Origin of the sequence: Moraxella caviae (assembly GCF_002014985.1) — a bacterium.
Classification (GTDB): Bacteria; Pseudomonadota; Gammaproteobacteria; order Pseudomonadales; family Moraxellaceae; genus Moraxella; species Moraxella caviae.
In genome coordinates this window covers 23496-48144 of sequence record NZ_MUXU01000015.1, presented here as the reverse complement: position 1 = coordinate 48144, position 24649 = coordinate 23496, and the positions used below count along the sequence as shown (strand labels likewise).

Sequence of the window (24649 nt, the reverse complement as noted above, 5' to 3'; positions counted from 1 at the left end):
TCTGTGTAGACAATGCTATCAGGCTTGATTTTACTTGTGATAATTGGCATTAGTGTATTTGTCTTAGTATCTTTAACAACAACAGTGTAAACTTTATCATTGCGTTTTAATAAACCAAATACAGTAGTCTTGCCAGCTGCACCACGACCACGTTTGCCTTTACGAATACCGCCGAAGTAACTTTCATCAAGCTCTACTTCACCGTCAAAAACAGTGTTGGCTTCAAGAGCTAAGTGATATTCTATCACAAGGCGGATTTTGTGGTAGAAAAGGGCTGCTGAATTAGGGTGAATGCCCAGTAAATCAGCTGCACTTCTGGCAGTAACTTCAAGTACAAAAAATTCAAGTAGTCTTTTTTGAACTTTTTTACTTAGTTTACAATGGGTTATCTTCATAAAACTAGTATAACATGGTTGTTATTCTAGTACAGCCCCAAAATTATTGAGAAAAAATTTGCCAAAAAGCAATTAAATTTCTTGTGCATTTTTGGCGAAGAAATTATTTTTATATTTAAGAAATTATAATCAATTTGGCGTGTTTTTTAGCTGTGTTTTTAGCCGTAGTTTTGTGAGAATGTCATGCGCATATCAAGGACGATGGATTGGCAAATGTGCCGTGCTGCCACAAGGCGGACGCAAAGTTTTGGCGTGGCGAATGATTTGGTGCGCAGAGTTTTGGTGGCTGGTTTTGCGCTGAGTTTGGGCGGTGTGGCGATGACAGCGCAAGCGGCGCAGTGCTATGCCGACCCTGTGCTGGCGTACGAAGCGATGATTGCTGAGCGTGTGCAGGCGCAAAAAGTGGCGGCACGCATTAACATCAACACCGCCACCGCTGCGCAATTTGCCACCCTGCAAGGCGTGGGCGTAAAAACCGCCGAAGAAATCGTGCTGTATCGTGAGATGTTTGGCGAGTTTGCACGCATTGAAGATTTGATGAAAGTGCGTGGCGTGGGCAAGGCGACACTTGAGAAAAATCGTGCCAGACTTGCGGTGCTGGATTGATGTTGTGTGCCGATTTGGTGCTTGCTTGGCGTCAATCGGCTGTCAATGGGTGAAAAATTTGGTGAATTTGGCGCAAAACTTGCACAAAGTTTGCGTAAATTTTGCCCAGATGACACAAATTTATGAAAAATTGCCCAGAAAACCTTGGTGTGATGTCGCTTTTTTGGGCAATAGCGGTTAAAATAGTAAGTTTAATTTAAAGGTCTGTGCTTGGTAAGTGATTGCATTAAATCGCCGTGAAAAGGTGAGTGGTTAAAGCCAGATAATGAAAAACCAAGCGATTAGCAGCGGAGCGATTTAAAGTTGGGTAATTAAAACCAACCTGCCAACAACCAAGACCTGACAGATTTTCACATAAAACGGTCTGGCTTTTGCTTGTTTTAGCAAAGTGTGAAACCGTAAAAATGTAGACAGTTTTAAGGCAAACTGCCGGGTAAGACTTGGCAAGCGTTTGTCAATAATCGGAGATCGGCATGGCTCGTAAGCCAGCGAAATCAAAAAAACAAACCATCACGCCTGTGGTGCATGACGCGCGTGCGCTGGGACTTGTCAAATCGGCATTGCCGCACAGCATTGTGGAAGTGATTGGCACGCTACAAAAGGCACGATTTGAAGCATACATCGTGGGCGGTGGCGTGCGTGATAGCTTGCTTGGACTTGCGCCAAAGGATTTTGACGCGGTAACGGCAGCACGTCCGCACGAAGTCAAGGCGGTGTTTGGCGGGCGTTGTCGCATCATCGGACGACGTTTTCAGTTGGCGCACGTCTATTCTGGGCGTGAGATGATTGAAGTGGCGACATTTCGCGCGCCGCCTAAGGACGACACGCACACCACAGACGAAGGCATGATTACGCGCGACAACGTGTGGGGGACGATTGAAGAAGACTTTGCACGTCGTGATTTTTCCATCAATGCCTTGTATTATCAGCCTTTGACGGGCGAAGTGCTGGATTTTTGTGGGGCGCTTGACGATGTGCAGCAGCGGCGTTTGCGCCTGTTGGGCAATGCGGCGGTGCGCATCGAAGAAGACCCTGTGCGCCTTTTGCGTGCGCTGCGTTTTAAGGCGAAATTGGGCTTTGATTTTGATAAGGCATTGCATAAGCAATTTCATGCGCAAAATTGGGCGCTTTTGGAGCAGGTGTCTGCACACCGTCTTTACGATGAGACACAAAAAATGTTCTCTGGCGGCTATCTTGCGCCTTTATTGTCGCTGTTGTTTGATTATGGGGCGATGACAAGTTTGATGGCGTATCCGCCAAAAGCACCAACCGCCTTGATGACGCAAGTTGCCATCAATTCAGACAAGCGCATCAATGACGGCAAGACGGTCAATCCTGCGTTTTTTTATGCGGTGCTTTTGTGGGAAAATTATCTGCACCAGCTTGCCAAGTTTAAAAAGCGTGGCTTGCCATTTCACGAAGCGCAAGCCAAGGCGGCGGCAAAAGTCGTGGAAGCGCAGCGTGCCAAGACCGCCATTCCTAAGTTTACTGAAGATTTCATTGCGCAAATTTGGCTCATGCAACCAAAACTTGCCAACCCACGCGTGCGAGACATCGCCAATCTGGAAAAAAGCCCGAAATTCCGCGCGGCGTTTGACTTTTTGGCGTTGCGTGAGCGTTATGATGACTGCGCGCTTGCCGAGCCGACCAATCAAATGGCGGCATGGTGGCAGGCTTATCAAGACGCCAGCAGCGCTCAGCGTGCGCAGATGATCGAAGATTTTGCCAGCGGTGAAGGCGTGGTGGGCATGAAGCGCCGCCGCAAGCGTGGTATGAATGCGAGCGATGAGCTGCACCAGCTGCAGCAGCTTTCCATGCGCCCTGACGTGCCTGACAATACGCCAAAACCGCTATTTGTGGTGGAAGGCGTGGACGAGCTGCTGCCACAAATGAGCGAAAGCGACGCTGCTGCGCCTAAAAAACGCCACAAAAAAGACGATGCACTCACACCAAGAAAGCGTGCCGTGCCTGTGCCAGTGTTTGAGCCAGTGGCTTATACCGAAGATGATTTTTTAGCTTTGCTTAATAATGATGAGCCGTACATTCCAAGCCAGCGTTATCGTAAGCGCGCGCCATCATCTGCGCTGTCCATCAAAGAGCGTGAACTTTTAGCCGCGCAAGGCATTGCCGATGAGCAAAGTGTGGCAGGCGAGCAAGGCGTGCTTGGTAATGCACCTAAAAATACGTCTGGCGATACACTTGAAAGTGCGCCAAAAAAACCACGCCGCCGTAAAAAGCCCGTGAAATCGGCTGATAATTTGGTTGATGATTTGGCTGGCAAAGCGGCTGATAAAACCGATAAGCCAGCCGATGTGATGAGCGATGTTGGGCTTGATGATGCTTTGACAACTAAAGCCAAAACCACCCAAAAACCACGCCGTACTAAGACTGCCAAGCAATCTGCGCAGGCGAATGTAAACGAAGCTGCTCCAGAAAGTGAGCCTGCCAAGCCCAAAAAACGCCGCAGCCGCAAATCCAACGCCAAACCAAAAGCAGACGAAGGTGAATGATGGCGGATTGGGTGCAGATTTATTTGGGACTGGGCGGCAACATCGCCAATGAGCTGGGCGATCCAAAAAGCCATATCTTGGCGGCGGCAAACGCTTTGGCGCAGCACGAGAATTTTCGCCAAGTGCGCCTGTCGTCTTTGTATTCGTCCAAGCCCTTTGGCGTAACTGACCAGCCGGATTTTGTGAATGCGGTGCTGGCAGCGCAGACGAATTTGGCACCGCTGGCATTGCTGGATTTTTGTCAGTCGCTTGAGCAAAACGCAGGGCGTGTGCGCCTAAGACATTGGGGCGAGCGCAGTCTGGACGTGGATATTTTGCTGTATGGCAATCAGACGATTGACAGCGAGCGCTTGGTTGTGCCGCACGCTTTTATGTGGCAGCGTAATTTCGTGCTGGTGCCGCTTTTTGAGCTTGATGAGCATTTGATTGTTGATGATTTGGCATTAAAAGATGTGTCACTTGCCAAAGACATGACAGGACTTATCAAGCTGCCAAACACTGCTGATTGACGATAAAACGGCTTGATAAGCGCAAGTTTTCGCTGATAAGCCAAAATAAATTTCAAAATCTAATTATAAAGAAAAACTTAATAATATTACCCAAAATCAAGCCAAAATCAAACTGAAATGAGCTTGGTTTAACCATTTTGATTGAACCACCCAAAACCAACCTAAGTCGTGCCATAAGGAATCGCCATGACCTACGCCACCAACGCTGACAACCCGCCCATCACACTTGCCACGCTTGCCAAATACAAAGCGGCAGGCGAGAAATTTTCGTGCTTGACGTGCTATGACGCAAGTTTTGCGCACGCCATGAAGCAGGCGGGCATTGAGAGTATTTTGGTGGGCGACAGCCTAGGCATGGTGGTGCAAGGACACGACAGCACATTGCCTGTAACGGTTGCCGACATCGCTTATCACACCGCCGCCATCAAACGCAGCAATCCTAATGCGCTGATTTTGGCGGATATGCCGTTTTTGAGCTACGCCAGCGTCCAAGACGGCATTGATGGCGCACGCACACTCATGCAGGCAGGGGCGAACGTGGTGAAGGTGGAGGGCGGTAGTGAGCTTGCCGAGCTGATTGGCGTGCTGGGCAAGGCAGGCGTGCCAGTCTGTGCGCATTTGGGGCTGACGCCGCAGCTGGTCAATGTGTTTGGCGGCTATAAAGTGCAGGGCAAAACCGCAGAAGCTGCCGAAAAACTTTTTGCCGATTGTCAGACGCTGGTGGCGGCAGGTGCGGCAATGCTGCTTTTGGAGTGTGTGCCAGCCACGCTTGCCAAGAAAATCACCGCCAGCGTGCCTGTGCCTGTCATCGGCATTGGCGCAGGCGTGGACACGGACGGTCAAGTGCTGGTCATGCACGACATGCTGGGCGTTTACACCAGAAAACCTGCCAAATTTGTGCATAATTTTCTTACCGACACTGCCAACGAAACGCACGACATCATAGGGACATTCGCTGCGTATCACAGAGCGGTAAAAGACAAAACTTTCCCAAGCGAAGCGCATAGTTTCTAATAAGTGTTCGTGAAATTGTCATAAATAATGTGCAAAATACGGATAGAAATTTTAAGCATTTGGGATAAAGTTTTTGGTAAATTATTAAGAAAAACTTAAAAGGAAAAAAGTAGTTTATGCAAATTTTTACCACCATTCATGAGTTACAAACCGCTTTAAACGCCAAGCGTCAAAACGGTGCGTGCATCGGACTTGTGCCGACCATGGGCAATTTGCACGCAGGGCATTTGTCGCTGGCGCACTTGGCAAAACAAAACAGCGATGTCGTGGTGGTGAGCATTTTTGTCAATCCGACCCAGTTTGGTGTGGGCGAAGATTTTGAAAGTTATCCGCGCACGCTGGATGCAGACGTGGCGGCTTTGGACGGTGTGGCGGACATCGTTTTTGCGCCATCGGTGAGTGAAATGTATCCAAAATTGCCGACTTCGGTGCAGGTGCTGTCTGGCGATATTGCCAAGATTTTGTGCGCCAAAACCCGCCCCACGCACTTTGATGGCGTGGGTTTGGTGGTGAGTAAACTGTTTAACATCGTGCGCCCTGATGTGGCGGTGTTTGGTAAAAAAGACTATCAGCAGCTTGCCATTATTCGCAGGCTCAATGATGAGCTAAACTTTGGTATTGACATCATTGGCGGTGAGATTGTGCGTGCCGATGATGGCTTGGCGCTGTCGTCTCGCAATGGCTATTTGAGCGCTGATGAGCGTAAAATCGCCCCTGTGCTAAACCGTGTGCTGAATGCGCTGGCAAAAGATGTGGCGGCAGAATTTACTGGCAAAGCGTTATCCGCCGAGCGTTTAGCAGCATTAAAACAAGCCGCCATCACACAAATCAACGAATCAGGTTTTCAAGTGGATTATTTAGAAATTTTAAATAATAATCTGGAAAACCCTGCGCCAGAAGATAAGCATTTGGTGATTTTGACGGCAAGTTTTTTGGGCAAGGCAAGACTTTTGGATAATGTGGAAGTTTTTCTATAAGTCTTTGATTTTACGGTAAAATTTATCCATTTTAGACATCAATTTCATAATATCAATAAAAGGGCGTTTATGACAGATACGCAAACCACACCGCAAATCATCATCGTTTCAGGGCGTTCTGGCTCGGGCAAAACGTCCGTGCTGAATATCCTAGAAGATTTTGCTTATTATGCGATTGATAATTTGCCGTTGTCGCTGGTGGTGGACGCAGTGGCGAAATTGACGGCAGAAAATATCCATAAAATTGCGTTGGGCGTGGATGCGCGTGCGCCCAAGGCGGACTTGACGAATTTTCCTGTCATTTACGACAGTCTCGTGGCGACTTATGGCGCAGATGCCATCAAGATTTTGTACGTTACCGCCCAAGAAGGCGTTCTGGTGGCACGCTTTGGGGCGACCAGACGTGTTCATCCGTTGATGGCGACCAAAAACAACTTGCCGAACGCCATTCACAGCGAGATTGCGCTGCTTGAGCCGATTGCCACGCGTGCTGACATCAAGATTGACACCAGCACTTTAAATATCCATGAACTCAAAGAAAAAGTCGCTGACCATCTGGGCGTAGACGGCATGGTTCGGGTGAATTTGCTGTCGTTCGGCTTTAAATATGGCACGCCGATTGACGCAGATTTTGTGTTTGACGTGCGCATTTTGCCCAATCCGCATTGGCGTGAAGATTTGCGCGCGCAGACGGGCAATGACGCAGCGGTACGAGAATTTTTCGCCCAATATCCTGAAGTGGACGCCATGGCAGAAGACATCGCACGCTTTTTGAACGACTGGCTGCCAAACTTTTTGTACAACAACCGCTACTCCATCACCGTAACCATCGGCTGCACAGGCGGCAAGCACCGCTCAGTCTATGTAACAGAAAAAGTCGCCAAATTGCTTGATTTGCCTGCCAATATGCCGATTGTCGTCAAGCACCGTGAAAAACGCTATTGGTGATGACGCCATTGCGGTGTGTTTTACGATATATTATATAGATTTTCTAAATAATTTATTGTAAAAATGACATTTGCAAAAATGATGACAGTAGTGATGATTGGCAAGATTATCGGGTGTAAATTTGCCAAATCAGATTTTATAAACGTAAAAAACACGCTCCAAACTCGTGTAAAATTTCAACCCAAAACCTAATAAAACCTAAACATAAGAAAGCACAACCATGAATATTGATTGGTCAAAAATGGATATGCGCGTGTCGCGTACCGAGATTAAAAAAGCCCACGAACGTTTGCAGGCGCTTGCCACGCCATTGGCAAATTTATCCAAAAAAAAGCTCGCCAATCTGCCTGTGAGTGAGTTTTTTTTGGACGAATTAAAACATTTATCCGAGATTAACGCTGCCGCCGCAAAGAACCGCCAAATCAAGCGTATCGGCAAGTTAATCGTAGAAGAAGATCGTCATACTTTGACGCAGGCACTGTTTGAATGTACTTTCACGCCTGAGCAAATCGCCAAGATTGACGCATGGCGCACACGTCTTAGCTTGCAGGACGAAAGCACGCTCAAGCAATTCGTCAAGCAATTTAAAGCCAGCGAATTTAACAGTATTTATCAGCTGCTTTTGTGGATTGAATACGCCAAATTCCAAAACGATGATGAGCTGTTGGCAGAGAGCGTGGCGGATTTTGAAAGCTATGTCAAAGAAGTGGCGATTTTATCACAGGTGTGAAAACTGTACGGCAAACGCTTGGCTGATTGATAAGTTTTTCTAAAATATTGAGCTGAGCATTTGTCTTAAATGCCGCTAAAAATCTAAAGCAAAAAGCCCAAAATAAAAAACACAAAAGCGATAAATTAAGCCAAAAAAAGACCGCTACGATGAGCGGTCTTTTGATGAGTGCTGTGGTGAGATTATTTTTTCTCATCACGAACTTTATTTACAAGAAAATCAACCACTTGTGGCACTTTTTCATCTTCACCAGTTACGATGTATTTGCCGTGTACCACCACTGCAGGCACGCCAGTTAAGCGATGGCGAATGGCGTTTTGTTTTGAGCGTTCAATCTTGGTAGAAACGGCGAATGAGTTGTAGAAGTTGTTGAATTTCGCCTTGTCCATGCCTTGGGTGGCGTACCAATCCGCCAGCGTGGTTTGTGATTGTTCTACGCGGTTGCGCTCTTTGTGAATGGTGTCAAATAGGGCTTGGTGGGTTTTGTGCTGTGCGCCAAGCTGCTGTGCGGCATAAAAACCGCGCGCGCCCACTTCCCACATTGGGTTCATGGCGGCAGGCGTTTGGAAAAATGCCACGTCTTTGGCGCGCGTTTTCGCCCATTTTTGCATGTGCGGCTCTAGCGCGTAGCAGTGCGGGCAGCCGTACCAAAAAAATTCACGCACCACAATGACATCGCCTGCGATATTTTCAGGGTTTGGCGAGACGGTGTAGTCTTTGCCTTCAACGAAATCGGCAGCGTTTGCCAAAGTTGCCAAGCCGACAGCGGCAGCAAGAGCGGTGATTTTCAGTGCGTATTTCATGCGGATATCCTTTGAATGTGCGCAGCCTTTGGCGTACGCCTGAGGGTGAATGTTTCGGTTGAGTGGTTTGTTCTTGTTATGCACAAAGTTATACACAAAATTTGTGCATAAGTTTTGTGCGCAAGATGTAAATGTGTATAGTTTAGCGCATTTTTGGGCGATTGTGGCAAATTATTCTTAAATTTCCGTTGTAAAACGGTTGCTTTTCTTGCTGATTGCTAAAAATGGTGCAAGATTTGCCCTGCTGATGCTTAAAAATTGGGCAAAATTCGCCTTTTGGTGCGTTTTGGCGTTTGGGCAGATTGTGGATAAAATTGTAAAGTGAAATTTGCCAAATTTTAAACCAAGCCAAAGCCAAAGCGGATTTACAATTTCAGCGGTGCAAAAACTTGCTCAAAACACGCCAAAATCATGGGCGAAACGTGGCGAAAACTCTTAAAAAATGATAAGATGGACGCTGATTTTTAAAAGTTCAGCAAATGAACGGCGTGCGTCTTTTAAAACTAAAAGTAAAACCAAAAGGTGTGTTTTAGGCGCATTTTAAAAACTAATTGTTATTCTAATTTTTTCATCGTTGTTAAAACTTGACAAAACACGGGCAAATCGCCCAGCGAGATTGATATGCAAACCCAAACTTACACGCCCCCAACCAATGCCGACTATGACGAAATTGGCAAATTTACCCGCTTGGCAGACGAATGGTGGGATAAAAATGGCGCATTTAAATCGCTGCATGACATCAATCCTTTGCGTTTAAATTGGATTGAAGATCAAGTGGTGGCGCACCTTGGCACGCCTTTGATGGGTAAGCGTGTGCTTGATGTGGGCTGCGGCGGCGGTATTTTGGCGCATTCTATGGCGGTGCGTGGCGCGGATGTGCTGGGCGTGGATTTGGGCGAAGAAAACTTGCAAGCGGCAAGCATTCACGCCGCCAAAACAGGCATGGCAGACACGCTCAAATTTCGCTGCGTGCCTGTGGAGACGCTGGCTGCCGAGCAAAAAGGACAATACGATGTGGTAACGTGCATGGAAATGCTTGAGCACGTTCCTGACCCTGCGCCGATTGTGCAGGCGTGCTTTGATTTGCTTAAGCCCGGCGGCGTGTGCGTGCTTTCTACCATCAACCGCAACCCAAAATCGTATCTTTTTGCCATCGTGGGCGCAGAATATGTGCTGCGTTTGGTGGATAAAGGCACGCACGATTGGCACAAATTCATCACGCCAGCGGAGCTTGACAGCATGGCGGTGGGCGCAGGATTTAGCCGCTTTGACATGACAGGACTGCATTATCAGCCAATCACCAAGCGTTTTTGGCTATCCAATCGCAACGTGGACGTAAACTACATGATGGCGTTTGTAAAGCCTGAGTGAGTTTTAAGTCAAGCCAAGTTTAATCATTGACGGTAAATTTGCAAGCCGCAACCAATAACAAGGAGAAGGTTATGCTATCTATCACCAATCCGACCGCCATACAAGCCCTAAATGCCAGTCCGATGATGATTGCTGAAGCGGTGAAAAAATCACCTGTACTCATTACCAATGACAGTAAGTCGCTATTTTATTGTGTGGATCAAGCGGTATTTGCAGATTTCTTGGCATGGCAAAAAGAGCGAGATTTGGCGCAAAATAAGCCAGATGGCGCAAAAAAGAAAAAACGCATTGGTGATTTTGCGGGTGCATTGCGCACAAAAACCGATGTTCGTTTAACCATACAAGAATTAAATTTGGCAATTACGCAATCGGCAGAACAAGGTAGTAAGCAGGGATTGTGAAGGGGCGTTCATGACAAGTGTGACGGTTGATACGAACGTTTTGGTGCGTTTGTTTGTTGATGACGATGGGTAAGGACAACAACAGCTCGCTGTACAAGTTTTGCAAAATGCTGATAAAATCATCATACCAACATCTGTTTTTGTAGAAACGGTATGGGTGTTATCATACGCTTATAAAATTGCCAAACAGGACTTATATGACCTTTTGTCGGATTTTATTTTTGGTGTTGATAATTTGGTAATTCAGCAAGATGAAATTGCAAAAGGCTTGCAAATGTTGAAAATTGGCGGTGATTTTGCAGATATGATCAATGCCTATGCGGGCAATTTGGCGGGCGGTCAAGTTTTTGTAAGTTTTGATAAAAAAGCCTGTCAAAAACTTGAACGATTAGGTCTAAACACTTGGCTGCTTGAGAGTGAGTAGGATTGTAGGTTTGCGCACAGTTTGAGTTGAATGTAGATGAAGTGATTGGGCTTGAATTAAGTGTAAGCCAAAACATAAATAAACGCAAATGAAAGAAATATGACAACAACCACAACAAAAGCCGTGCTGTTTGATTTGGACGGTACGCTGATTGACACAGCGCCTGATTTTATTCGTATCATCAAGCAAATGTGCCAAAATTACGACCATGCTTGCCCAAGCGATGCCGCCATTCGTGAGCAGGTGTCGGCAGGCGCGCGGGCGATGGTGCGCTTGATGTTTGGTGCGGACAGCGATTTTAATGATGAAAAATTGCTTGCTTATCGCCAAGAATTTTTAGACTTGTACGAAGCGGACATTTGCGTGGACAGCCGTGTGTTTGCAGGGTTGGATTCGCTGTTGCTTGCGCTTGAGAAAAAGGGCGTGGCGTGGGGCATTGTAACCAATAAGCCACGCTATCTTGCCGAGCAGCTGCTTGCCAAGATTTCCTTGGGCGGCAAGCCACTTGCCGAGCACTGTGCGGTGCTGGTATGCCCTGATGATGTGGCAAATACCAAGCCAGACCCAGAGCCGCTGTTTTTGGCGTGCCAGCAGCTTGGCATTGCGCCGCAAACCGCCATTTATGTGGGCGACCACATTCGCGACATTCAAGCGGGCAACGCAGCAGGCATGACGACTGTGGTGGCAAAATTTGGCTATCTTTCCAAAGACGATCACGCCACGCTTGATGGCTGGCAAGCGGATGTGGTGATAGATACGCCAGATGAGCTTGCGCAGTTTGTTTTGACGCAGCTTTCGTAAAAACTGCTTAATTTTCAATTACTTATTAAACAAAAGCCATAATTTTTATAACACAGGACGCACCATGACCACCTCTCAAGACCACGCTTTGCATGAGCAGATTCGCGCTTTTTCGCCTGCCGCTGACTGCCTAAAAGATAAGATTATCTTGGTAACGGGCGCAGGCGCAGGCATTGGGCGTGTGGCGGCGCTGACTTATGCCAAACTTGGCGCAACGGTACTTTTGCTTGGGCGCACGCAAAGCAAACTAGAAGAAGTGTACGATGAGATTGAAGCGCAAGGCTTGCCAACGCCTGCGATTTTACCGATGGATTTGGAAAAAGTAACGTTTGCGCAGATGAACGAGACCGCGCGCCTGATTGAGCGTGAATTTGGGCGACTGGATGGCGTGCTACACAATGCCAGTATTCTAGGCGCATTGACACCGCTTGAGATGTACGATCCCATTACCTTTGAGCAGGTGATGCGTATTAACACCACGTCCGTTTTTATGCTGACACAGGCGCTGTTTCCGCTGCTGATGGCTGCGCCTAGCGGTTCGGTGGTGTTTACCAGCAGTGGCGTTGCCAAGCCGCGCGCATTTTGGGGTGCGTATGCGCTGTCCAAGCAAGCCACCGAAGGTATGTGCGAGCTGTTCACCCAAGAAACCCAAAATCACACCGCCCTGCGCTTTAACGCCATCAACCCCGGAGCGACACGCACCAATATGCGCGCGCACGCTTTCCCCGGCGAAGACCCAAATACTTTAAAGACACCTGAAGACATCATGGCGGCGTATGTGTATTTGATGACGGACGCTGCCAGCGGCGTAAAAGGGCAGGTGATTGCTTGCCAGCCGAAATAAAAATTGAAATAATAAACCAAAGCAATTTAAGCGGATACGCTATGCGCTTAAAATCGCCTTTTTGGCTGGATTTTGGGCGCTTTTTAACGTTTTGTAGACAGTTTTTACATTCGTCATCTTGAATTTTGGGCGCACACCTTGCTAAACTAGCCACATCTTTGACAACCAAATACTTACCGTGGAACTTGCTCAACATCTTTTTTTAATCCTGATTTTGATTTTGGTATCCAGTTTTTTCTCGATTTCCGAAATCGCCTTGGCAGGCGCGCGCAAAATCAAACTCAAACTTTTATCCGAATCTGGCGATGCGCGTGCAGATAAAATCCTGCATTTACAAGAACATTCGGCGGATTTTTTTGCCACATCACAAATCGGGCTTAATGCCGTTGCCATCTTGGGCGGCTCGGTCGGTGAAGGGGCGATTCGTCCTTATGTGGCGGCATTTGTTGGGCAGTTTTATCAGGGTGCATGGCTTGATAACATCGCCTTTTTCACGTCATTTGTGGTGGTAACGCTGCTGTTCATCTTATACGCTGACTTGATTCCTAAGCGTGTGGCGATGATTAACCCTGAAAAAGTGGCGCTGGCGGTCATCAATCCGATGCTGCTGGTGATTAAGCTCGTCAAGCCTTTGGCGTGGTTTATCAATGCCATTGCCAATCTCACCTTTCGCATTTTTAAAATCAACACCGTGCGTGAAGACAGCATCACTTTTGATGACATTTCTGCCATCGTGGATGCAGGCGCACAAGCGGGCGTGCTGCAGCAGCAAGAGCATCATTTCATTGAAAATGTGTTTGAGCTAGAAGAGCGCACCGTGCCATCGTCCATGACCACGCGTGATGATGTGGTGTTTTTCACCTTGCAAGAATCCGAAGAATCCATTCGTCAAAAGATTGCCGATTATCCGTATTCTAAGTTTTTGGTGTGCGATGAGCATATTGACCAAGTCATCGGCTATGTGGACACCAAGGATATTTTGGTGCGTGTGATGAATAATCAGTCGTTCATTCAGCTTAATGAATCCAGCATTCGCAACGTGCTGATTATCCCTGACACGCTGACTTTGTCTGAGCTGCTTGACCGTTTTCGTGCCAGCAAAGAAAAAATTGCGGTGGTGATTAACGAATATGCGCTCGTGGTGGGGCTGATTACGCTGTCGGATATTATGATGACGGTGATGGGCGATTGGGTTGTGCCAGAAGCCGAAGATTTGCAAATTATCCGCCGTGATGAGCGTTCTTGGCTGATTGATGGTATCACGCCGATTGACGATGTGAAGCACGCGCTGGACATTCAAGATTTTCCTGATTGGGACAATTATGAAACGCTGGCGGGCTTTATTATGTATCGCTTGCGTAAGATTCCGCGTCCTGCCGACTGGGTGGAACATGAAGGGTATAAATTTGAAGTGGTGGACATTGACCATTATAAAATTGACCAATTACTCGTTACCCGCCTTGATGCGCCAAGCGTTGATAAGAGCGTCAAGCCTGACGATGAAGTTGAGCGTGATTGGATGTAAGGCGATAACAAACCCCAAGACGATAAGTTTTGGGGTTTTATCTTGGGTGGATTTGGTGGGTTTCATGTGGAACGTGGGTTAGATTGTGGTTGGTCGGTGGCGGCATTCGTAGGTTAGCAAAGTGCAACCCAACATTTTTTAAAATAACCTCTTGAATTTATTGGGTTTTCGTTCCAATCAACCCAGCTTACAAATCGTTCTTTAATTTAATGTGTGGATAAATTGATGGAATGGCTGTAAGTTGGGTTAGCGAAAGCATAACCCAACATTTTAAAGTGAGATTAAAATCATGTTGGGTTTTTGTTTTGCCAAACCCATAAAAAACGCACCATCATCGGTGCGTTTTAGGTTTCATGTGGAACATGGTGTGCATTATTTGCGGTGTTCTTTGATGGCGGATTTGATTTGCGGTAGGGCAGCATTGGCAGCATTGCGACCTGCGTCCATCAAAGCGGTGCGCTCGCCTGTGTCAAACACCAAAAATGCCGACAAATCAGGCGCAATCACCACATCACTTGCGGCAAGGTCGGCAGGATTGGTTTTGGCGTTGGTACCGATATTGGCAAGATTGATGAATTTGGCGATGTCTTGCTTGCTGGTTGGCAGATTTTCTGGTGCGCCTTGCGGCAGCGGAATGCTTGCCTTTTTAGGAATGAAAGACAGCAATTTTTCCACATTGATACTGATGGGCAAATCTTTCATTTGCTTGTTCAGCCCATCAAGGTTAATCGGCAGCTCAAGCGTATCCTTGCCCCACGCCAATTTCACGCCTTTATCGTTGCGCTCAATTTCCACGCTGGGTGTGGACGCATTTTTGGCAGGCGCATATCCCATCAAATCCACCGAAATCACGACATCCGCACCAAGCGAGCGAGCAACACGCGCTGGCACAAGGGCGCTTTGACCGCCGTCCACATAGCGCACGCCATTGATGCTGACAGGCGCAAACAGCTTTGGCAGGCTTGATGACGCCTGCACTGCAAAGCCTGTGTCGCCTTGGCGGAAAGTGGCGGCGGTTTTGGTGCGGCTGTCGGTTGCCACAGCGACAAAGCGCATGGGCAGTTTTTCAATCGGCTGATTGTTCACGTTGGCATTGATAAATTCACGGATTTTATCGCCATCAAGCAAGCCGTCTTGGCTGGGTTTGATGACGATGACGTCGTTTTGGTTGAAAGACTGCGCCAGTTTGCTAAGTTCTTTGGGTGATTTGCCAGACGCATACAGCGCACCGACCATCGCCCCCGCGCTGGTGCCAACAACCATATCAGGGCGAATGCCGCTGCTTTCTAATGCGTCAATCACGCCAATGTGCGCAAAACCGCGCGCGCCACCACCGCCCAGCACGAGCGCAACGGTGGGTTTGTCGGCAGAAACGCTGGCGGCAGGCGCAGCAGGCGTACTGGCGCAGCCGCTGATAAATAGCGTGGCGATGAGTGCAAAAACGCCCATCAAAGCGTAATAAACTTTGGCGGTGATGGGGCGTGCATTGACAAAAAAGGCGGTATTCATGGCAATCTTTTCTTTAAAATTGGGGGAAATGGTTGTAAAATCACACCATTGTAAAGAAAATTTTGTGTATAAACCACCACAAATTGTAACCAAGTGCCGTTTTTCGCAGGATTTGTTTAGACTTGTCAAAATTAAACCCGCCGCCAAGCTGACAAAAGCCAGCAAACTCATTTGAAAGCCCAAATTTTAAAGCTAAAATTTAAAAACCCAAACGCCATGACCAAGACCGCTTCTCGATTCATTCACCCTGCCAATCTCCCCATCACTGCGCTGTCTGGCGTGGGCGGTGCGCTGGCTGGCAGGCTTGCGGATATTGGCATTCATCGGGTGTTTGATTTGCTCATGCACTTACCACGTGATTACGAAGACCGCAGCCGCCGTGTGGATATTCGTGATGTCAGCCATGGCGCAAGCGTGCTGGTGTCTGGCGTGGTAACGCACGTTGAGAATAATCGCACTGGGCTAAGCGTGGCGCTGGAAGACGACACAGGCACGCTGGTTTTGCGCTTTTTTAAGGCGTATGCAGGGCTAAAAAACACCATGCAAATCGGTGCGAACATCACGGCTTTTGGCGAGATTAAAATCAGCCGCTACGGCGTGCAAATGGCGCACCCAGAATTTCACATCACAGGCACCAAGCAATTTGAGTCTGGTTTGTTGCCGATTTATCCTGCGACCAAGGGCTTACACCAAAATAAGCTGCGCCAACTGGTGCGCCTTGCCATCGCCGCCATCAAGCCAAAGGGCTTGTACTGCCTAAGCCCAGCCGATTTACAAGCGGCAGGCGTGGCGGATACAGGCGCAGATTTGTTGGGTGCGCTCATTCAGATTCATTTGCCTGATAGTCAGGCGGATATTTTCACCCAAACCGCACTGCTGCAAGGCTTAAAAGAGCGCACGCACCCTGCGTGTCAGCGCATCATCATTGAAGAGCTGGTGGCGCATCAGCTGAGTTTTTTATACCGCCGTAAAAACGTCTATCAATACAAAGCGCCACGCTGCCAGACGGACAGTGAACTTGCCGATAAGCTCATAGCAGGCTTGCCATTTGGGCTGACGAATGCCCAAAAACGAGTGATTGACGAAGCGGTGGCGGACATGGCGACATCTCGCCCCATGCTGCGGCTGATTCAAGGCGATGTGGGCGCAGGCAAGACGCTGGTGGCGGCACTGACCGCTTGCCGTGCGATTGACAGCGGCTGGCAAGTGGCAATCATGGCGCCGACCGAGATTTTGGCAGAGCAGCACGGTGCGAATTTTGAGAAATGGTTTGCGCCTTTGGGTGTGGGCATTGGCAGGCTGCTTGGCAAGCAAGGCAGCAAAGAGCGCCGAGAAATGCTGGCTGCCATTGCCAATAATGACGTGCAGATTGTCGTGGGGACGCACGCTTTATTTCAAGATGAAGTGGCGTTTGCCAAGCTGGGACTGGTGATTATTGATGAGCAGCACCGCTTTGGTGTGGAGCAGCGGCTTGCCTTGACCAATAAAGGCGTGGCAAATTCTACGCCGCACCAGCTTGCCATGACCGCCACGCCCATTCCACGCACGCTGGCGATGAGTATGTATGGCGATATGGACGTGTCAGTGATTGACGAGCTGCCGCCCAATCGCACGCCCATCACCACAGTTACCATCAATCGTGATCGCCGTGATGAAGTCATTGAGCGCATTTCGGCAAATTGTAAAGCGGGCAAGCAAGCCTACTGGGTGTGTCCTTTGGTGGAAGAATCCAGCGTGCTGGATGCGCAGTCGGCTGAGCTTTTGTATGAAGATTTGTGCGAGCGGCTGGACATTCGCATTGGGCTTGTGCATGGCAAAATGAAAGCTGCGCAAAAACAAGAAACGATGGCGCAATTTAAAGCAGGCGAGATTGACCTTTTGGTGGCGACGACCGTTATTGAAGTGGGCGTGGACGTGCCGAATGCGTCTTTGATGGTGATTGAAAACGCTGAGCGGCTGGGATTATCACAGCTGCATCAGCTGCGTGGGCGTGTGGGGCGTGGTTCGGCAAAGTCGTTTTGTGTGCTTTTATACCAAACGCCATTATCGCCCACGGGCATCGAGCGGCTCAATGTGCTGCGTGATAGCACGGACGGCTTTGTCATTGCCCAAAAAGATTTGGAGCTGCGTGGTGCAGGCGAGCTTTTGGGCAAGCGGCAAACGGGCGATATGGGCTATTATCTGGCGGACATTGTGCGTGATGAGACGCTTTTGGTGGCGGCAGAGCGCATTGCTCATCAGTTGATAGAAGACAGCGCACGCCAAGATTTGGCGCACCAAATCGTCAGCACTTGGCTGCCTGATGCGAAAGAGTATGTGAATGCTTAGCCCAAGTGTATCGCCGTGTATCGTTTTGCCGCTGCGTGATTGAGCTTGCCATCAGCAGATTTTGATTATAAAATCGCCCACACACCCAAAAAAGAAAACAACATGACCTACACTCACCACGAAAAAGCCGATGAGATTTTACAATTTTGGTTTGTGGGCAGCATAAAGCCAAATTGGTTTGCCAAATCTGATGAATTTGACGGCACAATCCGTGAGCGTTTTGCGCCATTGATTGCGCAGGCGGCGACAGGCGAGCTGTGGGCGTGGTAGTCGTGCAGCTTTGGCGGATTGGCGCAAATTTTGCTTTTGGGTCAGTTCACACGCAATGCGTACCGTGATTCGCCAGCGGCATTTGCCCATGATGGCATTGCTTTGGTTTTGGTGCAAGAAGCCATCAAAGCGCCAGAATTTGCCAATTTGCCCACGCAGGCGCAAATTTTCACCGCTATGCCGTTCATACACTCAGAATCTGCCATCATTCATGAGCAGGCGGCAGTAATTTTTGATAAAATTGGCGATGCGCCCACTTGTGGGTTTAAAGTGCGCCATAAGGCAATCATTGACCGCTTTGGGTGTTATCCGCACCGCAATGCGATTTTGGGGCGTGAATCCACCGCAGAAGAAATCGCCTTTTTGCAGCAGCCAAATTCTGCGTTTTGATTTGCCAAGCGTACGTTGATTTGCGCTAAACTTTGAGCGAAACTTGAGCGGCAATTTGAACAAAACTTGGCGAAATTGAGCGAAATTTAGGCAAAACTTGATATGACACACCCACTCACCATTGGCGTAACAGGCGGAATCGGCAGCGGCAAAACCGCCGTAACCGATTGGTTTGCCAGCCAAGGCATTGACGTGATTGACGCTGATGTCATCTCACGCACCATCATCAAAAAAGGCAGTGCGCTATTAGCCAGCATTCGTGCTGAATTTGGCGATTGGGTGCTGACAGCGCAAGGCGAGTACGACCGTGCCGCCATGCGCGCGCACATCGTTGCCAATCCGCACGCCATCGCGCGCCTAAACGCACTGACGCACCCTGCAATCCGTGATGAAATCATGGCGCAGCTTGCCGCTTCTACGTCCGTGTATCGGATTTTATCCGTGCCGCTTTTGGTGGAAGGTATGGCAAAATCGCCCAATCTTGCCGAGCTGTGCGATAGAATTTTGGTGGTGAACGTCAGCCGCCAAACGCAAATTGAGCGTGCCAGCCGCCGTGATGGGCAAAGCGTGCAGGCGATTTGCGCCATCATTGATAAGCAAGCCACGCCCCAAGAACGCTTGGCGGTGGCGGACGATGTGGTGGATAATGAAGGCAGCTTGGCGCAGTTGTACGCTGCTTTACAGCCTTTGCACGAGCGCTATTTGGCGTTGGCAAAGGCGCGGCTTGGTTGAGAATTGGACTGGGAATTTGACCAAAAATCAGGTTGGAAAGCTTTCAAGCTTCACCGCACGGTAATCTTTTTACACACCCAAATACCAACGCCACACTACATCGCCCCACAGCAGCACCGCCACACCACCTGCCGCCAAATAAGGCCCAAAAGCAAAAGCGCTTTTCATTCGCCGCTGCATCAGCCCAGCCGCCACACCGCCCATTGCCGCAATCAGCACAATCAGCGGCAGCGACTGCACGCCAAGCCACGCACCCAGCGCCGCCAAAAGTTTGGCATCGCCAAGCCCCATGCCGTCTTGGTGGCGCAGCACACGATACATAAAAGCAATCGCCCACAGGCTAACAAATCCTGCCACCGCCCCAAAAATGGCAAGTGCAGGCGTGGTAAAAACCCCTTCGGCATTCAGCAAAAGCCCCATCATGCCAAGCGGCGCAACGTAGCGGTCGGGCAAAAGCTGCACACGCCAATCAATCCCAGACAGCAGCACCAAAAACCACACAAACACAAGCCCAGCCACGCCCTGCACGCTGACACCAAAATGCCAAATGACAAGCACGCTTAGTAAAGCTGTGGCAAGCTCAGTGGTGGGATAAATCAAGCCGATGGGCGCATGACATTGCCGACAGCGTCCACGTTGGCATAAAAAACTGATGATGGGCAAGGTTTGGATAAAGCGAAGTTTGGCGTGGCAATGCGTGCAGTGATTATGGCGAGCCAGCGTCAATGGCGCAAACGCAGGCTGCGTATGATTTTGGGCGTGCGAATCTGTGCTGTGGGCGAGAAATTCAGCCACGTCTTGTTGCCATTCGTGCTGCATGATGAGCGGTGTGCGATAAATCAGCCGAGTTAAAAACCTGCCAACCCACAGCCCAAGCAGTGTTGTGGCGCACAGTTGCCAGTGCGTATCAAGCATTTGTAAGTGATTGATTATCATCATAAAAATTTATCGCCATCATAAATTCATCATAAACCAAGCCAAATACCGCAAGAATTTTGCATTAAGTTTAGGTCTTACACCGCTTGCCCCAAGCTAAAAATCGGCAAATACATCGCCACCACCAAACCGCCCACCAGTAGACCCAGCACGACAATCATCACAGGTTCAATCAAACTTGTCAAATGTTCGCTGGCATCGTCCACTTGCTGTTCTTGGTATTCGGCGGCTTTTTCTAGCATTTCTTGCAGTCTGCCAGATTCTTCGCCAACGTGTACCATGTGCATGGTCATCGGCAAAAACACCGTCCTGCCTAGGCTGTCGTTGGCTTTTTGCATGGCGGTGTGTAGGCGGCTGCCTGCTTGAATGTCGGTGGCGATTTGGCTTGCGGCACGCTCAAAGACGGCATTGTCCGCGCTTTTGCCTGCGCTGATGATGGCGGGTACGAGCGTGATGCCTGCGCCAAAAGTGGTTGCCAAAGTGCGAGCAAAACGTGCGTTGATGGCGTGTAAAACCAGCTTGCCGATGATGGGCGCACGCAAAAGCCAGCCGTCTTGGCGTGTGCGAAATTCTGCGTGCCGCCTGCCCGCCGTCCACAGCGCAAAACCGCCAATCACCACCGCCAAAAGCCACGCCCCATAAGCGATGACAAATTCTGAAAGCGCCATCACAAGACGCGTGGGCAGCGGTAAACTTTCGCCCATGGTGGCAAACATTTCACTAAAAATCGGCACGACTTTGGCAAGCAAAATTACCGTAACCACCACAGCGGTAAATAGCACGATGGCAGGATAGCGCACGGCTTGGCGGATTTTTTGGGTCAGGCGCGCGCTTTTTTCGCCATAGTCGCTGATGCGTGCAAGCATTTCGTCCAGCGTGCCAGACGTTTCGCCTGCGTTGACGAGCGCTATGGTGAGTTTGGAGAATTTGGCAGGGTGGCGAGCTAAGCTGTCGGCAAAGGTTTGCCCTGATTCGATGTCGGCTTTGATGGCGTCAATGACGGCTTGAAAGCGTGTGTCGTCCGTGGTTTGGCGAATGATGCCAAGGGCGTGCGTGAGCGTGATGCCTGCGCCCAAAAGCGTGGTGAGTTTACGAAAAAACAGTGTGGTTTCTTGGCTGTGTTTGCTGCGTACAAGCCGCGCTAGTTTTGTGCGTTTTTGGCGCACGATGAGCCTGCTGAGCCCTTGTTTTTGCAAGTTTAGGCGAGCAAGCTCAAGCGTCGCTGCGTCAATTTCGCCTTTGACGAGCTTGCCTGTGCGGTCAATCGCCTGATAACGAAAGGTCTTAGACGTGGGGTTTGGTGCTTTCATGGTTTTGGTGGAGCGAAGGTTTGGTTATTTAGATTGCTATTTAAAAAAGTGCGCCAAATTAAAAATCTTTTGTGACAAGAAAACCACATCTTAATTCGTTTATCTCATCAATTTTGCCATCACAATGTACTGACACGGTGCAGCTCTTGCAGGCTGGTCATGCCTTGGCAAACTTTATCAATGGCGGCAGCGTGCAGCGACATTAGCCCTTGATTTTGCATGGCTTGGTGGAGTTCGTTGCCGCTTGCGCCTGCCAAAATTCGCTCGCTCATCGGTGCATCAATCGGTAAAAATTCGTACACGCCCACACGCCCTTGATAGCCGTCTTGGCAGCGGTGGCAGCGGTGGCAGCCAGTAGGCGCAAAGATGGTGGCACGGCGAATGTCATCAGCGCTAAAGCCCAGCTCATTTAGGCGTGCATCAGGTACGCTGATGGGTGTTTTGCAGTGATTACAGAGTTTTCTAAGCAGTCTTTGGGCGATGACAAGGCTTAGTGAGCTTGCGATGTTAAACGTTGCTATGCCCATGTTTTGCAGGCGTGTGATGGCATCGCAGGCACGGTTGGTGTGCAGCGTGGACAGTACCAAATGCCCCGTTTGTGCAGCTTTGATGGCGATGTCGGCAGTCGTGGTGTCACGGATTTCGCCCACCATGATGACATCAGGGTCTTGGCGCAAAAAACTGCGCAGCACATCGGCAAAATCCAGCCCAATTTTCGGATTGATGTTCACTTGATTGATGCCGTCCAAATGCACTTCCACAGGGTCTTCCACCGTCTGAATGTTGATGGCGTCATGGTTTAGCAAGGATAAAGCCGTGTAAAGCGACACCGTCTTGCCAGAGCCTGTCGGGCCTGTGATAAGAATCATGCCTTGGGGTTTTTGTAGGGCGGATACAAACATTTCTTGCTGCGATTTACTCATGCCAAGCATTTCCACGCCCATCAAAGACTGCGTACCGTCCAGCGCGCGCAGCACGATTTTCTCACCAAAAACCGTGGGCGTGGTGCTGACACGAAAGTGCATGATTTTGCCAGTGGGCAAGGTGAAGCTGAGTCTGCCGTCTTGGGGTTTTCTGCGTTCGGCAGTGTCCAGCTGCGCCATCACTTTTAGGCGTGTGGCGATGGCGGCGCCTGAGTGCTTGGGCGGCGTGGCAAGCGGACGCATGACGCCATCAATGCGCACCCGAATGCGCAGCCGCTCTTCAAATGGCTCAACGTGAATGTCGGACGCACCAAGCCCCAAAGCGTCCAGCAAAATTTGATTGACAAATTTCACCGTGGGTGCATCCAGTGTGATGTCATCGTCTGGCGCATCGGTGTGCTGACTGTCTGGCAAGGCGGCAAGGTCGTACTGCGCACCCAAAAACAGCTTGCCCAGTGCCTTGGCGAGCTGACTTTCATCAACGAGCGCAGGCGTGATGTGCTTGCCTGCATGAAAGCGCAGTTCTTTGAGCATTTCTTGGCGCGTGGGGTCGCTGGTGGCGATGACAAGGTGCGTGCCTTTGTCCGCCAGCACCAGCACATGATGTTTGGCAAGCAGGCGTGGCTCAATGGCGGTTTTTGGCAGGCTGGTAAGGCTGATTTCGTCCAAATCCACCACCGATTCGCCCAAAGTCTTGGCAAGTAAAGCGGTGATGGTGGCTGACGGCACAAGGTTTTTTGCCACCACATAAGCAATAAGCGGCACGTCGTGCATAGCGGCAGTGGCGACAGCTTGGGTGAGCGTGCTTTCGTCCAAAAGATTGGCGGCGTGCAGCAGCGTGGCAAGTTTGTCAAACTGCGCTGCGCCCAAGTGCGTAGGGTGAGCGGTGTGTTCAAATCCTTTGACAGACATAAATTATCCCTAACTTTTTAAGGTTAAGCGTTTTTAACTTGAAATGCTTATAAAATCGTGTTTTATCATCACAAATTTTTTGGCAAATTGCAAAGGATTTTTGTTGGTAAAATCATCGGCAAAGCTGTTGGCGAAATTATCGGTAAAGTCGCAAGCCAAGCGGTAGGCGAATTTTTACGCATTTATGTGCGCTTAAAATTTTTAAAACGCCTTCGTCAAAGATTGAAAGAATTTGGCGAGACGCTAAAAATTTGCTATAATGGAGCGTTTATGATTTTTTGATAAGACTTATTTTGCTGTGCTTGACGCTTGACTTGGCACGGTATTCATTTATTGGCAAACTCAAGGAATTTGGCGATGAAGGCTTCTTATGTCATTGGCAACTGGAAATTAAACCCCGCCACGCTTGGCGATGTGCAGGCTTTGGCAAGTGCGTTGACGGCTGGTACGGGGCGTTGTCAAGTGGGCGTTGCACCAAGTTTTGTGCATTTAAGTGCCGCAAAAGCCGCCTTGAGTGCTGGCATTTGGCTGGGTGCGCAGGACATCGCCCACAAAAGCACACAGACAGGCGCATTCACTGGCGATGTGTCAGGCGCACAGCTTGCTGATGCAGGCGCACAATTTGTGATTGTGGGACATTCAGAGCGCCGTGCGTATCATGGCGAAAGCGATGCAGTGCTGGCACAAAAAATCACGCACGCCTTTGCCAGTGGCTTGTCGGTGGTGTTTTGCATTGGCGAGACCAAAGACGAATATCAAGCAGGCAAAACCCTAGATGTGCTGGCAGCGCAGCTACAAGTGGTGGCGGATTTTGCCAGTCAAATCACAGCGGATACTGATGGCGCATTGCCAAAACTTTTGATTGCTTATGAACCTGTGTGGGCGATTGGCACGGGTCTAACCCCGACATTTGCAGAAGTGGAAGCGGTGCATCGCTTTATCAGCGAGACGCTGGCTGCCATGCAAGTATTTTCACCGATTTTGTACGGTGGCAGCGTGAACGACACCAATGCCGAAACCTTTGTCAAATCGCCTTTGATTGATGGCGTGCTGGTGGGCGGTGCGTCCTTGAAAGCAGACAGTTTTGCACGCATTGCGGCGGCGTTTGCTTGATTTTAGTGAGATTTTAACTATGTTTACTTTTGTTTTGGCGATTCATATCATTGCGGCGATTGCGATGGTGGGTTTGATTTTAATCCAGCATGGCAAGGGCGCAGATGCAGGTGCTTCTTTTGGTTCTGGCGCAGCTGGTACGGTATTTGGTGCGGCAGGTTCAGCCAACTTCTTGACACGCGCCACCGCCATCTTGGCAACCATCTTTTTTATCACCAGTCTTGCGCTTGGTTGGTATGCTCAGCGCCAAGCCGCCGATCAGCTGCGCCTTGATGTGCCGGCTGCTGCCAGCGCACCAGCGCCAGCACCTGCTGAGTAATAAAGGCTTGCTATTTACACGCTTTATTGCTAGAATAGCCGCCTAATTT

General features: G+C 49.3%; 24 protein-coding genes and 1 pseudogene. 19 read left to right on the top strand and 6 right to left on the bottom strand.

Going from position 1 to position 24649, the window contains the following annotated elements; all coding sequences use genetic code 11:
* On the bottom strand, positions 1-395 hold a 395-nt coding region (locus B0181_RS01930; RefSeq protein ID WP_143821563.1), incomplete at its 3' end, for an IS1595 family transposase.
* 183 nt (positions 396-578) lie between these two features.
* Here B0181_RS01930 and B0181_RS01925 point away from each other — a divergent pair.
* From B0181_RS01925 to yjgA, 7 genes are all read left to right on the top strand, one after another.
* Entirely contained in the window at positions 579-1001 is a 423-nt protein-coding gene (locus B0181_RS01925; RefSeq protein WP_207384376.1) for a ComEA family DNA-binding protein, read from the top strand.
* A 473-nt stretch (positions 1002-1474) separates the two neighbouring features.
* Positions 1475-3511, top strand: coding sequence for a polynucleotide adenylyltransferase PcnB (gene pcnB / locus B0181_RS01920; RefSeq protein ID WP_371829207.1), 2037 nt, complete (start codon positions 1475-1477; stop codon positions 3509-3511).
* Entirely contained in the window at positions 3508-4020 is a 513-nt protein-coding gene (folK, locus tag B0181_RS01915) for a 2-amino-4-hydroxy-6-hydroxymethyldihydropteridine diphosphokinase (RefSeq protein WP_242620148.1), read from the top strand. Before pcnB ends, folK begins: the two co-directional genes overlap by 4 nt.
* Positions 4021-4206: 186 nt before the next feature.
* Positions 4207-5034 carry a 3-methyl-2-oxobutanoate hydroxymethyltransferase gene (panB, locus tag B0181_RS01910; RefSeq protein ID WP_078275805.1) on the top strand — a complete coding sequence of 276 codons (828 nt, stop codon included), beginning with the start codon at positions 4207-4209 and terminating at the stop codon, positions 5032-5034.
* Between the two features lie 116 nt (positions 5035-5150).
* On the top strand, positions 5151-6011 hold the full coding sequence (panC, locus tag B0181_RS01905) for a pantoate--beta-alanine ligase (RefSeq protein ID WP_078275804.1): 861 nt from the start codon (positions 5151-5153) through the stop codon (positions 6009-6011).
* Between the two features lie 69 nt (positions 6012-6080).
* Positions 6081-6959: an RNase adapter RapZ gene (gene rapZ, locus B0181_RS01900; RefSeq protein WP_078275803.1), complete on the top strand. Its 879-nt coding sequence runs from the start codon at positions 6081-6083 to the stop codon at positions 6957-6959.
* A gap of 220 nt (positions 6960-7179) precedes the next feature.
* Complete coding sequence (yjgA, locus tag B0181_RS01895) at positions 7180-7689, top strand: ribosome biogenesis factor YjgA (RefSeq protein ID WP_078275802.1); 510 nt, start codon at positions 7180-7182, stop codon at positions 7687-7689.
* Positions 7690-7871: 182 nt separating this feature from the next.
* Here yjgA and B0181_RS01890 read toward each other — a convergent pair whose 3' ends face one another.
* Positions 7872-8492, bottom strand: a complete 621-nt coding sequence (locus tag B0181_RS01890) for a thiol:disulfide interchange protein DsbA/DsbL (protein WP_078275801.1) — start codon at positions 8490-8492, stop codon at positions 7872-7874.
* A 621-nt stretch (positions 8493-9113) separates the two neighbouring features.
* Between B0181_RS01890 and ubiG the strand changes: the two genes are divergently transcribed.
* The 6 genes from ubiG (at position 9114) to paeA (ending at position 13858) form a co-directional block, all read left to right on the top strand.
* Positions 9114-9863 (top strand): bifunctional 2-polyprenyl-6-hydroxyphenol methylase/3-demethylubiquinol 3-O-methyltransferase UbiG, encoded by a 750-nt coding sequence (gene ubiG / locus B0181_RS01880; RefSeq protein WP_078275799.1) that lies wholly within the window; start codon positions 9114-9116, stop codon positions 9861-9863.
* 71 nt (positions 9864-9934) lie between these two features.
* Positions 9935-10264 (top strand): hypothetical protein, encoded by a 330-nt coding sequence (locus B0181_RS01875; RefSeq protein WP_078275798.1) that lies wholly within the window; start codon positions 9935-9937, stop codon positions 10262-10264.
* 100 nt (positions 10265-10364) lie between these two features.
* A complete protein-coding gene (locus B0181_RS01870) occupies positions 10365-10688 on the top strand; it encodes a PIN domain-containing protein (protein ID WP_078275797.1) in 324 nt (107 codons plus the stop codon).
* Between the two features lie 99 nt (positions 10689-10787).
* Entirely contained in the window at positions 10788-11489 is a 702-nt protein-coding gene (locus B0181_RS01865; RefSeq protein ID WP_078275796.1) for an HAD family hydrolase, read from the top strand.
* Between the two features lie 64 nt (positions 11490-11553).
* Positions 11554-12333 carry a YciK family oxidoreductase gene (locus B0181_RS01860; protein WP_078275795.1) on the top strand — a complete coding sequence of 260 codons (780 nt, stop codon included), beginning with the start codon at positions 11554-11556 and terminating at the stop codon, positions 12331-12333.
* A gap of 178 nt (positions 12334-12511) precedes the next feature.
* Positions 12512-13858, top strand: coding sequence for a polyamine export protein PaeA (gene paeA, locus B0181_RS01855; RefSeq protein ID WP_078275794.1), 1347 nt, complete (start codon positions 12512-12514; stop codon positions 13856-13858).
* Between the two features lie 372 nt (positions 13859-14230).
* Here the strand turns inward: paeA and B0181_RS01850 are convergent, their stop codons facing one another.
* Positions 14231-15367 carry a patatin-like phospholipase family protein gene (locus tag B0181_RS01850; RefSeq protein WP_245953237.1) on the bottom strand — a complete coding sequence of 379 codons (1137 nt, stop codon included), beginning with the start codon at positions 15365-15367 and terminating at the stop codon, positions 14231-14233.
* A gap of 216 nt (positions 15368-15583) precedes the next feature.
* Between B0181_RS01850 and recG the strand changes: the two genes are divergently transcribed.
* From recG to coaE, 3 genes and pseudogenes are all read left to right on the top strand, one after another.
* Complete coding sequence (gene recG / locus B0181_RS01845; RefSeq protein WP_078275809.1) at positions 15584-17695, top strand: ATP-dependent DNA helicase RecG; 2112 nt, start codon at positions 15584-15586, stop codon at positions 17693-17695.
* A 102-nt stretch (positions 17696-17797) separates the two neighbouring features.
* Positions 17798-18355 (top strand): annotated as a pseudogene (locus B0181_RS01840) (DUF924 family protein).
* Between the two features lie 102 nt (positions 18356-18457).
* Entirely contained in the window at positions 18458-19087 is a 630-nt protein-coding gene (gene coaE / locus B0181_RS01835) for a dephospho-CoA kinase (protein ID WP_078275793.1), read from the top strand.
* 69 nt (positions 19088-19156) lie between these two features.
* Here coaE and B0181_RS01830 read toward each other — a convergent pair whose 3' ends face one another.
* From B0181_RS01830 to B0181_RS01820, 3 genes are all read right to left on the bottom strand, one after another.
* On the bottom strand, positions 19157-20026 hold the full coding sequence (locus B0181_RS01830; protein WP_078275792.1) for an A24 family peptidase: 870 nt from the start codon (positions 20024-20026) through the stop codon (positions 19157-19159).
* Positions 20027-20100: 74 nt separating this feature from the next.
* A complete protein-coding gene (locus B0181_RS01825) occupies positions 20101-21333 on the bottom strand; it encodes a type II secretion system F family protein (RefSeq protein WP_078275791.1) in 1233 nt (410 codons plus the stop codon).
* Positions 21334-21452: 119 nt separating this feature from the next.
* A complete protein-coding gene (locus B0181_RS01820; protein ID WP_078275790.1) occupies positions 21453-23168 on the bottom strand; it encodes a GspE/PulE family protein in 1716 nt (571 codons plus the stop codon).
* A 57-nt stretch (positions 23169-23225) separates the two neighbouring features.
* On the opposite strand from B0181_RS01820, the gene B0181_RS01815 reads away from it, so the two are divergent.
* The 3 genes from B0181_RS01815 to secG all read left to right on the top strand — a co-directional run bounded on the left by B0181_RS01815 (position 23226) and on the right by secG (position 24600).
* The gene (locus B0181_RS01815; RefSeq protein ID WP_078275789.1) at positions 23226-23450 is read left to right on the top strand and encodes a hypothetical protein; all 225 of its coding nucleotides are present in this window, start codon (positions 23226-23228) and stop codon (positions 23448-23450) included.
* Positions 23451-23525: 75 nt separating this feature from the next.
* On the top strand, positions 23526-24281 hold the full coding sequence (tpiA, locus tag B0181_RS01810) for a triose-phosphate isomerase (protein WP_078275788.1): 756 nt from the start codon (positions 23526-23528) through the stop codon (positions 24279-24281).
* Between the two features lie 19 nt (positions 24282-24300).
* Complete coding sequence (gene secG / locus B0181_RS01805; RefSeq protein ID WP_078275808.1) at positions 24301-24600, top strand: preprotein translocase subunit SecG; 300 nt, start codon at positions 24301-24303, stop codon at positions 24598-24600.
* The last annotated feature ends 49 nt before the right edge of the window (positions 24601-24649 follow it).

Bases quoted from the DNA above. Each gene is read 5' to 3' on its own strand.
- B0181_RS01925 (WP_207384376.1), top strand. From the start codon at position 579: ATGCGCATATCAAGGACGATGGATTGGCAAATGTGCCGTGCTGCCACA.
- pcnB (WP_371829207.1), top strand. From the start codon at position 1,475: ATGGCTCGTAAGCCAGCGAAATCAAAAAAACAAACCATCACGCCTGTG.
- folK (WP_242620148.1), top strand. From the start codon at position 3,508: ATGATGGCGGATTGGGTGCAGATTTATTTGGGACTGGGCGGCAACATC.
- panB (WP_078275805.1), top strand. From the start codon at position 4,207: ATGACCTACGCCACCAACGCTGACAACCCGCCCATCACACTTGCCACG.
- panC (WP_078275804.1), top strand. From the start codon at position 5,151: ATGCAAATTTTTACCACCATTCATGAGTTACAAACCGCTTTAAACGCC.
- rapZ (WP_078275803.1), top strand. From the start codon at position 6,081: ATGACAGATACGCAAACCACACCGCAAATCATCATCGTTTCAGGGCGT.
- yjgA (WP_078275802.1), top strand. From the start codon at position 7,180: ATGAATATTGATTGGTCAAAAATGGATATGCGCGTGTCGCGTACCGAG.
- B0181_RS01890 (WP_078275801.1), bottom strand. From the start codon at position 8,492: ATGAAATACGCACTGAAAATCACCGCTCTTGCTGCCGCTGTCGGCTTG.
- ubiG (WP_078275799.1), top strand. From the start codon at position 9,114: ATGCAAACCCAAACTTACACGCCCCCAACCAATGCCGACTATGACGAA.
- B0181_RS01875 (WP_078275798.1), top strand. From the start codon at position 9,935: ATGCTATCTATCACCAATCCGACCGCCATACAAGCCCTAAATGCCAGT.
- B0181_RS01865 (WP_078275796.1), top strand. From the start codon at position 10,788: ATGACAACAACCACAACAAAAGCCGTGCTGTTTGATTTGGACGGTACG.
- B0181_RS01860 (WP_078275795.1), top strand. From the start codon at position 11,554: ATGACCACCTCTCAAGACCACGCTTTGCATGAGCAGATTCGCGCTTTT.
- B0181_RS01850 (WP_245953237.1), bottom strand. From the start codon at position 15,367: ATGAATACCGCCTTTTTTGTCAATGCACGCCCCATCACCGCCAAAGTT.
- recG (WP_078275809.1), top strand. From the start codon at position 15,584: ATGACCAAGACCGCTTCTCGATTCATTCACCCTGCCAATCTCCCCATC.
- coaE (WP_078275793.1), top strand. From the start codon at position 18,458: ATGACACACCCACTCACCATTGGCGTAACAGGCGGAATCGGCAGCGGC.
- B0181_RS01830 (WP_078275792.1), bottom strand. From the start codon at position 20,026: ATGATGATAATCAATCACTTACAAATGCTTGATACGCACTGGCAACTG.
- B0181_RS01825 (WP_078275791.1), bottom strand. From the start codon at position 21,333: ATGAAAGCACCAAACCCCACGTCTAAGACCTTTCGTTATCAGGCGATT.
- B0181_RS01820 (WP_078275790.1), bottom strand. From the start codon at position 23,168: ATGTCTGTCAAAGGATTTGAACACACCGCTCACCCTACGCACTTGGGC.
- tpiA (WP_078275788.1), top strand. From the start codon at position 23,526: ATGAAGGCTTCTTATGTCATTGGCAACTGGAAATTAAACCCCGCCACG.
- secG (WP_078275808.1), top strand. From the start codon at position 24,301: ATGTTTACTTTTGTTTTGGCGATTCATATCATTGCGGCGATTGCGATG.